The 14,036-nt window shown below is 33.4% G+C and carries 13 protein-coding genes; 8 read left to right on the top strand and 5 right to left on the bottom strand.

The genetic code is table 11. The features are described from left to right. Positions 1–8: 8 nt before the first annotated feature. The 5 genes from VK164_RS01830 to VK164_RS01850 all read left to right on the top strand — a co-directional run bounded on the left by VK164_RS01830 (position 9) and on the right by VK164_RS01850 (position 4,511). Positions 9–428 (top strand): acyl-CoA thioesterase, encoded by a 420-nt coding sequence (locus VK164_RS01830; RefSeq protein ID WP_324207730.1) that lies wholly within the window; start codon positions 9–11, stop codon positions 426–428. A gap of 77 nt (positions 429–505) precedes the next feature. After that, positions 506–1,486 (top strand): carbon-nitrogen hydrolase family protein, encoded by a 981-nt coding sequence (locus VK164_RS01835; protein ID WP_324207731.1) that lies wholly within the window; start codon positions 506–508, stop codon positions 1,484–1,486. 83 nt (positions 1,487–1,569) lie between these two features. After that, positions 1,570–2,682, top strand: coding sequence for a cupin domain-containing protein (locus VK164_RS01840; protein WP_324207732.1), 1,113 nt, complete (start codon positions 1,570–1,572; stop codon positions 2,680–2,682). Positions 2,683–2,767: 85 nt separating this feature from the next. Then, the gene (locus VK164_RS01845; protein ID WP_324207733.1) at positions 2,768–3,676 is read left to right on the top strand and encodes a fumarylacetoacetate hydrolase family protein; all 909 of its coding nucleotides are present in this window, start codon (positions 2,768–2,770) and stop codon (positions 3,674–3,676) included. 88 nt (positions 3,677–3,764) lie between these two features. Continuing rightward, positions 3,765–4,511 (top strand): Asp/Glu racemase, encoded by a 747-nt coding sequence (locus tag VK164_RS01850; protein ID WP_324207734.1) that lies wholly within the window; start codon positions 3,765–3,767, stop codon positions 4,509–4,511. Between the two features lie 147 nt (positions 4,512–4,658). On the opposite strand, the gene VK164_RS01855 is transcribed toward VK164_RS01850, so the two are convergent. Together VK164_RS01855 and VK164_RS01860 are read right to left on the bottom strand one after the other, a co-directional pair. Next, positions 4,659–6,182 carry a hypothetical protein gene (locus tag VK164_RS01855; RefSeq protein ID WP_324207735.1) on the bottom strand — a complete coding sequence of 508 codons (1,524 nt, stop codon included), beginning with the start codon at positions 6,180–6,182 and terminating at the stop codon, positions 4,659–4,661. Between the two features lie 32 nt (positions 6,183–6,214). Then, entirely contained in the window at positions 6,215–6,691 is a 477-nt protein-coding gene (locus VK164_RS01860; RefSeq protein ID WP_324207736.1) for a T9SS type A sorting domain-containing protein, read from the bottom strand. 653 nt (positions 6,692–7,344) lie between these two features. Here VK164_RS01860 and VK164_RS01865 point away from each other — a divergent pair. The 3 genes from VK164_RS01865 to VK164_RS01875 all read left to right on the top strand — a co-directional run bounded on the left by VK164_RS01865 (position 7,345) and on the right by VK164_RS01875 (position 11,543). Then, positions 7,345–10,065, top strand: a complete 2,721-nt coding sequence (locus tag VK164_RS01865; protein WP_324207737.1) for a T9SS type A sorting domain-containing protein — start codon at positions 7,345–7,347, stop codon at positions 10,063–10,065. Between the two features lie 108 nt (positions 10,066–10,173). Beyond that, a complete protein-coding gene (locus VK164_RS01870; protein WP_324207738.1) occupies positions 10,174–10,749 on the top strand; it encodes a Crp/Fnr family transcriptional regulator in 576 nt (191 codons plus the stop codon). A 71-nt stretch (positions 10,750–10,820) separates the two neighbouring features. Beyond that, positions 10,821–11,543, top strand: a complete 723-nt coding sequence (locus VK164_RS01875) for a sterol desaturase family protein (RefSeq protein WP_324207739.1) — start codon at positions 10,821–10,823, stop codon at positions 11,541–11,543. A 60-nt stretch (positions 11,544–11,603) separates the two neighbouring features. Here the strand turns inward: VK164_RS01875 and VK164_RS01880 are convergent, their stop codons facing one another. The 3 genes from VK164_RS01880 to VK164_RS01890 form a co-directional block, all read right to left on the bottom strand. Then, the gene (locus VK164_RS01880; protein WP_324207740.1) at positions 11,604–12,293 is read right to left on the bottom strand and encodes a Bax inhibitor-1 family protein; all 690 of its coding nucleotides are present in this window, start codon (positions 12,291–12,293) and stop codon (positions 11,604–11,606) included. Between the two features lie 364 nt (positions 12,294–12,657). Further along, a complete protein-coding gene (locus tag VK164_RS01885; protein ID WP_324207741.1) occupies positions 12,658–13,110 on the bottom strand; it encodes an OmpA family protein in 453 nt (150 codons plus the stop codon). Positions 13,111–13,301: 191 nt separating this feature from the next. Further along, a complete protein-coding gene (locus tag VK164_RS01890) occupies positions 13,302–13,889 on the bottom strand; it encodes a hypothetical protein (protein ID WP_324207742.1) in 588 nt (195 codons plus the stop codon). Positions 13,890–14,036: the final 147 nt, after the last annotated feature.

Genomic DNA, 14,036 nt, shown 5'->3' on the forward strand with positions numbered 1-14,036 from the left:
ACATAATAATGAGTGAATTCATAAAACAAGAAAAAGTACGTTTCCAACATGTTGATTATGCTGGAATTGTCTTCTATCCCCGATTTTTAGAAATGCTAAATTGCTTAGTAGAAGATTGGTTTGAAGAAGCTTTAGAACGACCATTTTCAAAAATGCACGAAACCAATGGTATTCCAACGGTTGATTTGAAAATTCAATTTAAAAATGCTGCTAGATTAGGAGAAATCTTAACCAAAAAACTTTGGGTAAAAGAATTAAAAAATTCGTCAATACTTTGTGGTTTTCAGTTTGTAAATGAAACAGAAAGCATCGTTTTAGAAGGTGAAGTAATATTGGTAAACGTTGTTTTCAATCCAGAAAGAAATGATATTAAAGCCGAACCTTTTACAGAAGAAATGAAACAAAAAATAAAGCAATACGAATTATAAATCTAGGAACACAGATTGTAGAAATTATATAAATTTTAAAAATTTCTACAATCTATGTTCCAAAAAAAAATTCACAAATGGAGTTCAAAAAATTCAAAGCAGCAACCGTTCAGACTTCTCCTGTATTTCTTAATGTAGAAAAAACAGTAGAAAAAGCCATTTCTTTCATTAAAGAAGCCAGTAATAATGGAGCCAAATTAATCGCTTTTCCTGAGGTTTTTATCGCTGGATATCCTTATTGGAATTGGATTATGACGCCTGTTCAAGGGAGTAAATGGTATGAAGAGTTATATAAAAATTCGGTTGACGTAGCAGGTCCTGAAATCAAGAAACTTTGCTTAGCTGCCAAAGACAATGATATCCATATTGTTATGGGAATCAACGAGCGTGGCAAAAGCTATGGTGAAATTTACAATACCAATTTAATCATCGACAACAAAGGCGTTATCGTTGGAAAACACAGAAAGTTAGTCCCAACATGGGCTGAAAAACTAACTTGGTCATCAGGCGATGGTTCTTCATTAAAAGTGTACAATACAGAAATTGGTCCGATTGGAACTTTGGCTTGTGGCGAAAACACGAATACGTTAGCCCGTTTTACGCTACTTTCTCAAGGCGAATTGATTCATATAGCCAACTATATTTCGCTTCCCGTAGCGCCACCCGATTACGATATGGCTGAAGCGATAAAAATTCGTGCTGCAGCACATTCATTTGAAGGAAAATTGTTTACGATTGTTTCCTGTTCTACCGTATCGCAAGAAATAAAAGATGCTTTACGTGCTGATGTTCCAAATGTAGATGAATTATTAGATAGAAAAAGTTCAGCTTTTTCAGGTTTTATAGGTCCGAATGGCGCTGTTATTGGGCAACCACTAATTGACGAAGAAGGAATGGTGTACGCCGAAATTGATTTAGCAAAATGCATCCAACCAAAACAAATGCATGATATTTTAGGACATTATAATCGTTTTGATATTTTCGACTTACGAGTAAATACGGCGCCAACTCGAAAAATTACATTTATCGATAATCACGAGGAATTTAATAAAAAATAATAGCCACGGATTATACGATTTACACGGATTAGAAAATATCAAATCCATTTTAATCCTTTAATCAGTGGCAAAAAAATAATAAAATGGAAGAAAACAACTATTCAGACGACGTTTACGGAAGAGCTCGCGTTCAAGACTCTCCCGAATTAATAGCATACTACAAAGAATTAGAAACACTTGGTGCTGGTGCTTTATGGACTGTTGCCAATGACATAGAGCCTTGGGAACCACGTTCTTCTTCTGTTCCAATGCTTTGGAAATATGATGATTTACGCGATTTGGTTTTAAAATCATCTGAATTAGTTACACCAGAACAAGCAGGAAGACGTGTTGTTTATTTGGTTAACGATAAAAGAAAAGACGTTTCAGCTGCTGTAGGTTGGTTATATACTGGAATTCAAGTAACACGTCCTGGAGAAAGCACTTCTGCACATCGTCATCGTGCTTCAGCATTGCGTTTTATTATGGAAGGTGAAAAAGGATATACAGTTGTGGATGGTAATAAAATCATGTTAGAAGTGAATGATTTTGTGATTACACCCAATTCCACTTGGCACGAACATGGTGTTGAGGAAGGTGGGAAAACTTGCATTTGGCAAGATGGTTTGGATATTCCGTTAGTGAATGCTTTAGAAGCAAATGATTATGCAGTTTATGATGGCAAACAACCATTGTTAGTTCCATTGAACTTTTCTCCTATGACCTATGGTGGTGCAGGATTAATCCCAGCAGACAAAACTTGGGACAAACCATATTCACCACTATTCAAATATTCATGGAAAAACGTATATCCCGCATTACTAGAAGCACAAAAAGTCAATGAAGTCAATCCATTTGACGGAATTTTTATGCAATACTCAAATCCATTAACAGGAGGGCACGTAATGCAAACTATGGGAGCTGCCATGCAATTATTACCAGCAGGATTCAAAGGGAAAGCGCACAAACATACGGGATCATTCGTTTACCAATGCGCCAAAGGAAAAGGTTATACCGTAATTAATGGAAAACGTTTTGATTGGAAAGAAAGAGATATTTTCTGCGTTCCAAGTTGGGCTTGGCACGAACATCATAATTTATCTGAAACCGAGGATGCTTGTCTTTTCAATTTTAACGATTTACCGGTGATTGAGAAATTAGGATTATTCCAAGGAAGAGAATTAACAGAAAACAACGGACATCAACAAGTTAAATAACAATATCAAGTTCAAAAATCAATAATAATTAAAACTTTGCGGACTTTGCGTATAGTTTAGCGCTCTTTGCGGTAAAATAAAAAATATGAAACTACTTACATACAAAACACAAGACACTGAGCCACGTTTAGGCTTTATTCATAACAATCAAGTAATCGACATGCAGGATTTTGGAGATATTTCTAATTTTCCATTACCCAATGATATGTTGGAATTAATCGATATGGGATTTGAAGTTATTGCTGAAATTACAGAAATGATTACAGAGACGCCAGAGAATTTCTTTGAAGAAATAGCCTATGAAATGGATGAAGTAACAATTTTGGCTCCAATTGAAAAACCAAGGAAAAATATCATCGGAATAGGTTTAAATTATACCGAACATGTGGCTGAAAGCGCACGTACTTTAGATACTACAGGGAAATTACCAACCAAACCGATAATCTTTTCAAAACCACCTACAACGGTTACGGCTACAAATACGGAAATCATAAAAAATACTAAGTTGACTTTACAATTAGATTGGGAATGTGAATTGGCAGTTATTATTAGCAAAAAAGGAAAATATATATCAAAGTCAGACGCTTTAGATTATGTTTTTGGTTATACAGTAATTAATGATATTTCAGCGCGTGATTGTCGCAGGGAAGGGCAGTGGATTGTCTCTAAAGGACAAGATACTTTTGCTCCAATGGGTCCAGTTATCGTTACAAAAGACGAAATCGAAAACCCACACAACTTGAATTTATCGTTGAAGGTAAATGGTGTTGAAAAACAAAATTCGAACACCAAATACATGTTGTTTAATATCAACGATTTGATTGAAGATTTGAGCATTGTATTTACTTTAGAACCCGGAGATATCATCGCAACTGGTACACCAGCAGGCGTTGGGGCAGGTCGCAATCCACAAGAATGGATGTATGATGGTGATGTGGTGGAAGCTACCGTAGAAGGAATTGGAACAATAATTAACACAGTTAAAGAGATATAATTATAAGGAACACAGATTAGAAAAATCTAAGAAATTTTTAAAATTATTTGAATTCTTTCAATCTGTGTTCCCAAAAAACACACTGCAAATGAAATACAGAATAGGCCAAATAGTTCCATCTTCAAACGTAACGATGGAAACCGAAATACCAGCAATTTTTCGCTCGCGTGAAACCATTTTACCAGAGCGTTTTACGTTTCACAGCAGCAGAATGCGCATGAAAAAGGTTACTAAGGAAGAATTAGAAGCCATGGATGCCATGAGTTTAAAATGTGCTCAAGAACTATCAGATGCTCATGTTGACGTAATGGGATATGCTTGTTTGGTGGCAATTATGAGTATGGGTAGAGGATATCATTGTGTCTCTGAAGTAAATTTGCATCAAGAAACGGTAGCGAATGATTTTCCTACGCCAATAGTTACATCAGCTGGTGCTTTAATTAACGGGTTGAAAGTTTTGGGAGCTAAACAAATTTCGATTATTACACCTTATATGCGACCATTAACCGATATGGTTGTAGATTATATAGAGAATCAAGGAATAAAAGTAAAACAAAGTATCGCTTTAGAAATTCCAGATAACTTAGAAGTGGCGGCACAAAATCCAATGAATCTTTTAGAGATTTATAAGCAATTGGATTTAGTAGATGTAGATGTTTTAGTTGCTTCGGCTTGTGTACAAATGCCTTCATTAGAAGCAATTGATTTGATTCAAGCGGAATGTGGAATTCCTGTGACTTCAGCTGCAGTTTGTACTACTTACGAAATGATGAAAAAAATTGGTATTGATGCTAAATCAGCAATTGGTGGTGAGTTATTGAGTGGGAAGTATTAATTTTTTTTTGAAATTATTATAATTAAAAAAGCTACAACAGTAGATGTTGTAGCTTTTTTGTATTAATTATTTGCTTAACATAATTATTTAAATTTTAAATTCATTTACTTAATATTTTGAAAAGCTTTCCTACTGATAATGTCAAAATTACCAATACATTCCTAAAATATTCCAACTTGTTCCATCACTAATCAATTGAACCCAACTAATGTTAGACAATGTAGTTGCAGAGATATCAGTTGTTCCTGAAGGTGTTGTGTAAAACCCGAAAAATAAGTCACTACCATTTGTCAGTACATTGATTGATTGTGGTGTTGAAATTGAAGTAGATGTAATATAAATCATTTTACCTACTCCAGCTGCACTTGCGCTTGGTAATGTAAATGTAACAACCGAGTTACTACTATTTTTTACAATAAGATTGTTGGTTACATCACCTGCAGTAATAGTATAGTCGGAAGTTTTAGACATAAAACTGAATGCCATTGTAGCAGGAGAACCTGCAGGACCTTGTGGGCCTTGTGGGCCTTGAGGACCCATTGGACCAGTTGCGCCATCTAAACCGTTTATTCCAGCAGGACCTTGAGGACCCATTGGACCAGTTGCGCCGTCTAAACCGTTAATACCGTCTACACCATTTAACCCAGCAGGACCTTGAGGACCCATCGGACCAGTAGCGCCATCTAAACCATTAATACCGTCTACACCATTCAATCCAGCAGGACCCTGAGGCCCCATCGGACCAGTAGCGCCATCTAAACCGTTTATTCCAGCTGGACCTTGTGGACCCATTGGACCAGTAGCGCCATCTAATCCGTTTATTCCAGCAGGACCTTGTGGACCCATTGGACCAGTTGCGCCATCTAAACCATTTATTCCAGCTGGACCTTGTGGACCCATTGGACCGGTTGCACCGTCTAAACCATTAATACCATCTACACCATTTAACCCAGCAGGACCTTGAGGACCCATTGGACCAGTTGCGCCGTCTACACCATTCAATCCAGCAGGACCTTGAGGGCCCATTGGACCAGTAGCGCCATCTAAACCATTTATTCCAGCAGGACCTTGTGGACCCATTGGACCGGTTGCACCATCTACACCATTCAATCCAGCAGGACCTTGCGGCCCCATTGGACCAGTTGCGCCGTCTACACCATTCAATCCAGCTGGACCTTGTGGCCCCATTGGACCAGTTGAACCGTCTAAACCGTTAATACCGTCTATACCATTTAATCCGGCTGGACCTTGTGGACCTGGTATTGAACTTCCTGAATTAGCAGCGTAAAGCGCATAAGGAACACTTAAAAATTGAGTTACTCCAACAATTGTATAATTTGTTCCTCCTGTAGGATCAGTTTCTGTTTTTATAAAATAAGGACCATTTGCCCAATTTATAGTATTATATGAACCAGAAACAATACTTCCTCCACCAATAGCAAGTGTAACTAATCCATTCATGTTTGAAGTAGGTGTTTGTGTCTCTTCATAGACTGCTGTTCCTATTGCCGAACCTTGTAAAATGCTAATTTTCATTCCTACAGGTTGGTTTGCTATTAAGTTGTTGCTAGCATTTCTAATTACTGCTTGATAGCTCATGTAATCTTGACTCTGAGCAAATGTTGCAACTGACATTAATAACAACATTGTTAAAATGTATAATTTTCTCATAAATAATGATTTTAAGGATATTTATTTTTAACCTATTGTTTAATAATTTTGAAGGATTTAACCTCGATGTTGTTGTCTAAAACTTTTAATAAATAAACTGCCATTGGATATTGCTCCATTTGAATAGAAGTTGTAGTGGCATTTACTTTTTTGCTTTCTAATAATCTACCATTAAAATCAAATAGTTGGTAATGAACGGCTTCAAAATTAGATTCCTTTACTTCTAAATAAAGTAAATTGGTTGTTGGATTTGGATAAGCAGATAGTTCAAGACTAATATTAAAATTGTCATTTCCTGACAAAGTTTGAATTTCATAAGGCTGTTGAACACCTTCTGCTAAAGAACCTGTTGTTCCGGTTGAAGTAGTATACACTACTTGTCCTATAGAATAGCTTACAGTTCCATTGCTACCCGAATTGTTTCCTCCAGAAGTAGCAATAGCTTCTTGAGCATAAATTGAGTAACAACTTAAAAAAGCGCCCATAAGAAGTAATTTTTTTTTCTTCATATCACTTGTTTTTGTTTGTTGTTTATGTATTTATAGTATTTAAAATTGAAAAATGAATAAAAAGAGAAAGTAAAAACTATAACAATCGGAATTTAAACACCTATTAATTTGTTATAAAACTATGCTTATTTGAAAAAAGGAAGAAGTGTAAATTAGCTAGAGGGAGTACATAAGTATAAGTGTAGTCTGTGAACGATAAGTGTATTTTTTTTAAATAATACTATCTTTTTTTTAATTTATGAACACTTTGAAGCTAAAATAAAAGAATGTAATTTTAGATGGTAGGGATCTATTTCTCAAAAAAAGAAAAACCCCAAACGGTATTATCCATCTGAGGCATCTATATATATAAGGGGGGATTATCATGATTATTCTAGTATTTCTACTAGACTTTAAATACGATTTGTTTTTAAAGCGTCACAAATATATAAAAAAAAGTTATTATTTAAAAAAAAGTGCTGTAAATTTAAAAAAAAATAAAAAAATAAAAAAACAACATAATTTTAATTCATTGAAAAATAGTGATTTATGTTTTTAGTCAATAATTGGTTTTCTTTAAAAAGGTATGCATTTAACATTATTTTTTCGAGTAATAGAATGTAATTCATTGAAAATTTGTAAATTGCATTAAATTAATAACAAAAAAACAACCTATGAAAAAAACACTACTCCTATTTATTTCATTTTTGTTTGCATCAAATATGGTCTCGGCTCAATGTTCTAGTCCTACCTTTCCAGGTGTAAATAATATAACGCAAGATTCTGCTGTCATTTTTTGGCAAGATTCTACAACAACTTCTGCTTGGAATATTGGAGTTTCATTAAATGGAGCTTCAGTAATGCAATACTATGCTACCTCTAATCCATTTGTGTTAACAGGACTTTCTTGTGGTAGTTATATTACTGTAGAAATTTCATCAATTTGTTCGCCAACTGAATCTAGTGCACCAGTTACAATAACTTTTATGACGGCTACATGTAATGAACCAGGACAACCTCAAAGTTTTTCTGCTTGTGTAGATGGTCCAAATCAAGCTTGTTTTAACTTGACGGATAATGATGCAAATTTAATGGGTACTTTAAATCCATCAGAACATGTTATTACTTATCATGCTTCAAATGATGATGCAAATAACAACGTAAATCCACTTTTGTCACCTTATTGTGTAGGTTTAGGTGTAAACCAACCAGTATATTGTAGAATCACAAATACAACAAACGGAAGTACATACATTTCTGTATTTTTCTTACATGTTACGGGTTATAGTTATAGCCAACCTGCTTTAACACCAATGGAACAATGTGACCAAGATAATAACGGTGTAATAACTTTTGATTTAACAACTGCACAAGCACAATTAAATACTACAAATACAATTAGTTATTATGCTTCTCAAGCTAATGCCGAGGCTGAAGTGAGCCCAATTGCTAATCCAGCAACTTATACATTACCAGTACAACCAACTACGGTTCCTATCTATATCAGAGAAAGTATTGTTAACGGTTGTGATAGTATCTATACAATGAATTTAAGAACTTTTGCAAATTGTAATTTAGCATCGGTTTGTGGTTTAGCAAATTCTTTATGTGGAGCCTTAGGTAATCCTTTCCCAAATACAATTAATTTACCTTCAACAGGAGGTATGGGATGTTTAGGCTCAACACCTAACCCAACTTGGTTTTATTTGCCAATAAGCACTTCAGGAAGTATCAATTTAATGATTCAGCAAAGTACAGATCCTAATTTTAGTTTTAATAATTTAGATGTTGATTATGCTATTTTTGGGCCTTTTACAGATCCTGTAACACCTTGTAATGGTCAGATTACTCCAAATACAATCGTTAGTTGTAGTTATTCTGCAAATTCAGTCGAATATCCTGTAATTTCTAATGCTGTAATGGGACAATACTATTTGATTATGGTAACCAATTACAGTAACCAAACGGGTTATATCAAAATTAATGATTTAGGAAATTCACAAGGAACTATCGATTGTACAGGAATACGCCTAAATACTTTTTTAGATGCTAATGCTAATGGTGTTCAAGATAATGGAGAAAATAACTTTCCTTTAGGACAATTCCACTATGAATTAAATAACGATGGTACTGTTCATAACGTGTCTTCACCTGCAGGAATTTATAATATTTATGAAACAAATCCTGCAAACTCATATGATTTTAATTATACTGTTGACCCAGCCTATGCAGCAATGTATGGTATAACAACTTCAAGCTACAGCAATATCAGTGTAGTAGTAGGAGCAGGGATGACTACTTATAATTTCCCAATTACAGTTACACAACCTTATAATGATATTGCAGTTACTGTTATACCAGTTTCTGCCCCAAGACCTGGATTTACCTATATTAATAAAGTAGTATATGCTAATTTAGGAAATCAAACAGTTGGAGCAGGAACAGTTACTTTTACAAAAGATGCAAACGTAACGATAACTTCAATTTCTCAAGCAGGAACCACAGCTACTCCAACAGGCTTTACGTATGATTTTACAAATTTAATGCCTTTTGAAACAAGAGAAATTACGGTTACAATGCAAGTACCTACAATCCCAACAGTGAATGCAGGTCAATATTTAACAAACTTAGCTTCAATCGTTCCATTAGTTGGAGATATTGTACCTGAGAATAATGATAGTTCAGTAGCACAAATGGTAATTAACGCCTATGACCCTAACGATAAAATGGAATCACACGGAGAAGAAATTCTGCATAGCTCATTCACATCAGAAGATTATTTATATTATACTATTCGTTTCGAAAATACGGGTAATGCTAGTGCTATAAACGTTAGAGTGAATGATGTATTAGATGCTAAATTAGATGAAACAACCATTAAAATGGTAGATGCAAGTCACGCTTATGTTTTAGATCGTGTTGGTGCTAATTTAACTTGGAATTTTGACGATATAATGTTACCAGTTTCTGTAGCAAATACCACAATTGGAAAAGGATATGTAATGTTTAAAGTAAAACCAAAAGCTGGATATGCAGTAGGAGATATTATTCCAAATACTGCTTCTATCTACTTTGATTTTAATCCAGCTATTGTAACCAATACTTTTAATACCAAATTTGTAGCAGCTTTAGGAACCAATACTTTTGATAGTAATCAGTTTGCTTTTTATCCAAATCCAGCAAATGATTATGTAACGGTTACATCAAATAATGCGATTCATACTATAAAATCTATTGTAATTTATGATTTATTAGGAAAAGTTGTAATGACTAAAGAAGTTACAAATACAAATGCTCAAACAGTAAACATAGCCGAATTGAATGCAGGTGTTTATATGATTGAAATTACTTCAAATAATAATACTAGAGTAATGAAAAAACTAATGGTAGAATAACCATAAGCTTACTAAATTTAAAAACCGACTTCTTTATGAAGTCGGTTTTTTTATACAACTAATTTACTATTCACTATTTTTCTGTAGTATTGTATTAAATAACCAATTATGAATTCTTTCGATATTTTAGTAGATACTTTAAAGAAGATTACAACATTAGAACCCGAGGAAGAACAACTCTTTCGCAAGGCATTCAAATCGTATGCGATTAAGAAAAACGACTATTTTCTCCAAGCTACAGAAGTCAATAACAAACTAGGTTTTTTATGTAAAGGATTAGTGCGCTACTTTGTATTTAAAAATGATGAAGAAGCTACACTAGAATTTACCAAAGAAGGGGAGTTTGTAGCCGATTATGGTAGCTTTATCTCTAAAGAGCCATCCATTCAAAATATTCAGGCATTAGAAGACTGCGATTTTTTAGTGATTGATTATGAAGAACTTCAAAAACTATATAAAGTTTCAAAAAATGCAAATTTACTCGGAAGAATCATTATTGAGCATCGTTTTATTATTATGGTAAACCAACTCTTAACGGTACACCGTTATACACCTGAAGACCGCTACCGTTATTTTTTGCAGCATTATAATGATTTAACACAGCGTATTCCTCAATATTTAATTGCTTCTTATGTAGGGGTAAAACCTCAATCATTGAGTCGTATTAGAAAACGTATTTATTAACTTAAGTGCATCAATTGTAGCGTAAGACAATAGTAATTTTGGTTTAGAAATTAATTTAAAACAGAATTACGATGACATTACTTATCATTTTTATTGTATTTGGAGCTTGTTTTATCATTGAACGATTAATACCTGGATGGAGGTTGCCTGAAGTTCCTACATGGACTATTAGAGTCTTAGCGGTTAACTTTATTCAATTAGGAGTTGTTACATTAGCCGGTTATACATGGGAAATTTGGCTTTCACATTGTTCTATATTTCATCTTTCTAATTATGTTAGTCCTTTTTTTGGTGGACTGATTGCTTATTTTATTGCAACATTTTTATTTTATTGGTGGCACCGATGGAGACATAAAATTGATTATTTGTGGACACACTTTCACCAAATCCATCATAGTCCGCAACGATTAGAAGTAATAACATCATTCTATAAACATCCTTTAGAAATGACGGTAAATTCAATCATCGGAAGTCTTTTAGTATTTAGTACATTGGGATTAGATGTGGAGGCAGGAGCGGTATATACTTTATTTACGGCTTTAGGAGAGTTTTTCTACCACACAAATGTAAAAACACCACAATGGGTTGGCTACATATTTCAACGTCCAGAAATGCACCGAATTCATCACGAATACAATAAGCATACTAATAATTATGGCGACATTGTGTGGTGGGATATGCTTTTTGGAACCTATGAAAATCCAAAGGAATTCAAATCGACTTGTGGCTTTGATGATGAAAAAGAACAACGATTGTTTGATATGTTGCAATTTAAAGATGTGCACAAGGAATAATTTAAAATAAAAACCCTGAAATAATCTATTTCAGGGTTATATATCTTTTATTTAAAACAACTATTTTCTGCTCATTAATATTCTTAAAATATACCAGAACAAAAGCATTATAGAAGCAAATAATTGTAAAGAAGCACCCACGTATTGGTCGGTACTAAATTGGTCTTTGATTTGACTAGTTTGATATAATATACTAGCAGATGCTAAAGCAACCATACCTACAGAAAACCATAAGCCTAAATTGAAACCAAAGATGGCACCCACAACAATAATCCCAAGAGCTACAAATCCTCCTATAGTGATTGCCGTTCTTAAAAAAGAAAAATCTGTTTTAGTCATGAAAACCACTGCGGTTAGCCCAGAAAACATAAATAATGTAATTAAAGCAGCTTGGATAATCATTTCACTACCAGAATATAAGACAGCAATAGTAATCATCGGTAAAAAGATAATAGCTTCTAGTAAAACATATAATCCTAAACCTAAATATTGTTTATTTCTATCAGGGTGAAAAACTAATTTATCAGTCATAGTTGAACCCAACCAAAATAAACCAATAATAAATAACCAAATATATTTTCCGCTCATCATATACATTGTCCATTCTACTGGCACTATTCGCAACAAAATTGCTTCAACAAGCATAAAACCTAAAATTGCATAAGCAACATGGCTATACGTTTTTTTAAAAAATGCAGCTCTTTCTACATCAGTTGCATAAGATACAATTACATTGTTTTCAGAATTCATAAAAAAGTAGTTTTAAAGTTTATCGAATGTAACATTTTTTAAATAATTTTTGAAATTTATTACTTATTATTTTTCTGTCATTTTAATCGGCTTAAAAACAATGCAATTTTTAGCAATAAAAAAGATTATCATAGTAATTGTGTTAGATTCTTGAGTATGCGCACAAATAGTTCATAAACGTATGTGGCTTGCAACAGTTGCTGCTACAAAAACTGACCAAAACAAATCTAGAAAATATCTGAGAAAGATAGAGTAGTAGTAACTAGCTTATTTCCACGAAGACAAAAATAGTATGCTCAAACCCGCAATAGCGCAAAATCGTTGTTAGCGGTTCTTTTTTTATTCGTTTAGTTGAAGACACATATTATGTTTTTTCAAATTTAATTATCACTCTTCTATTTGCATAGCGAATATCATTCAGTTTTTTTGATATAGCAATTTTTCTTGTTTCAGGTTTTGATTCCCCAAAGTAATTGATTGTTAATTGGTTCGAATTTAAACCTTTGCTTATTAGATAATTATAAACTTCCTGAACTCTCTTTTGCGAAAGTTGTATATTGTAATCAGAATTACCAACATCGTCAGTGTGACCTTCGAGATGAATAATTATATTTTCTAAACCTTCTGACTGTATTTTTTGAATGACATATGAATTTAAAAACTCAGTATTTTCTGTTGTCAAATTCCATTTATCAGTTTCGTAATATATGCTGTAAATTGGAGCAAAAGGTTCAGCTTTAGGCGATGTTTGCGACAAAGCTATATTAATAGAGAAAAGGATTATCGAAAGTTGTTCGAATATTTTACTTTTTACCATTTTTAATCGATTTTCTTTGTGCGAAAGTTTTGCTCATAAAATGACCGCTAACGTTATGACGATTACTCTCAGTGGCGTTGCTCCAACACAAGCCATTATAAATATAACAAAACTTCTCATTCAGCAGCGGATTTTCCGTAGGAAAATCCGGAAGTAGCCATTGAAGCAAACCGCTGTTAGCAACTGTGTTTTTATTTGAAAGTTAATGCGTGAAAAGGAATTTCCATTAAGTCAGAATGTGTATATCTATCATTACTCATAAATGTTATTATTACGTCGGCTAAGTTTTCTTTATGAAGACAAACAAATTGTCCATATTTATAACCTTTACCAAACTCACAGTTAAATTCAAAAAAAGCATTTCCACCATAATCAGCATTAAATTCTTTCTTAACTGCAAAGGTTGGGAAATCTCCAATGTCAACCATTTTTCCATTTGTCATGTTAAGTCCATTTGATTGCATAATTCCAATATACAATTTATTAGGATTTATCATTGTTACATTTGGGTCATTCTTTGATTTTTCATATTCAATTAACATTTGTTTCATTGGGAATATAGAGTATCGAACTTCCATAGTTCCTTCGGTATTTATTATAGCAAAAGAGTATTGTAAATCTCTATTTTTTTTAACATCTTTAATTTTATATCCAACTGGCATTTCAAATTGTAAACCAGATTCGGCAATTTGTTTTTGAAATTCTTCAACACTAATATTTTGGCCAAAAATGGTTAAAGTGAATAAGTTAAAGATAAAAAATAGATATGTCTTTTTCATTATTTAGGAATTAATTGTTTAGTTTTTTAATATAGTTGCTAATGTTCTGCGGTTTGCTCTCATTGGCGTTGCACCAACACCAAGCCATTACAAATATAACAAAACATTCCATTCAGCAGCGGATTTTCCGTAGGAAAATCCGGAAGT

Origin of the sequence: Flavobacterium sp., assembly GCF_035299005.1 — a bacterium.
Taxonomy (GTDB): Bacteria; Bacteroidota; Bacteroidia; order Flavobacteriales; family Flavobacteriaceae; genus Flavobacterium.

Coding starts and splice junctions, on each gene's coding strand:
- VK164_RS01830 (WP_324207730.1), top strand. CDS start 9: ATGAGTGAATTCATAAAACAAGAAAAAGTACGTTTCCAACATGTTGAT.
- VK164_RS01835 (WP_324207731.1), top strand. CDS start 506: ATGGAGTTCAAAAAATTCAAAGCAGCAACCGTTCAGACTTCTCCTGTA.
- VK164_RS01840 (WP_324207732.1), top strand. CDS start 1,570: ATGGAAGAAAACAACTATTCAGACGACGTTTACGGAAGAGCTCGCGTT.
- VK164_RS01845 (WP_324207733.1), top strand. CDS start 2,768: ATGAAACTACTTACATACAAAACACAAGACACTGAGCCACGTTTAGGC.
- VK164_RS01850 (WP_324207734.1), top strand. CDS start 3,765: ATGAAATACAGAATAGGCCAAATAGTTCCATCTTCAAACGTAACGATG.
- VK164_RS01855 (WP_324207735.1), bottom strand. CDS start 6,182: ATGAGAAAATTATACATTTTAACAATGTTGTTATTAATGTCAGTTGCA.
- VK164_RS01860 (WP_324207736.1), bottom strand. CDS start 6,691: ATGAAGAAAAAAAAATTACTTCTTATGGGCGCTTTTTTAAGTTGTTAC.
- VK164_RS01865 (WP_324207737.1), top strand. CDS start 7,345: ATGAAAAAAACACTACTCCTATTTATTTCATTTTTGTTTGCATCAAAT.
- VK164_RS01870 (WP_324207738.1), top strand. CDS start 10,174: ATGAATTCTTTCGATATTTTAGTAGATACTTTAAAGAAGATTACAACA.
- VK164_RS01875 (WP_324207739.1), top strand. CDS start 10,821: ATGACATTACTTATCATTTTTATTGTATTTGGAGCTTGTTTTATCATT.
- VK164_RS01880 (WP_324207740.1), bottom strand. CDS start 12,293: ATGAATTCTGAAAACAATGTAATTGTATCTTATGCAACTGATGTAGAA.
- VK164_RS01885 (WP_324207741.1), bottom strand. CDS start 13,110: ATGGTAAAAAGTAAAATATTCGAACAACTTTCGATAATCCTTTTCTCT.
- VK164_RS01890 (WP_324207742.1), bottom strand. CDS start 13,889: ATGAAAAAGACATATCTATTTTTTATCTTTAACTTATTCACTTTAACC.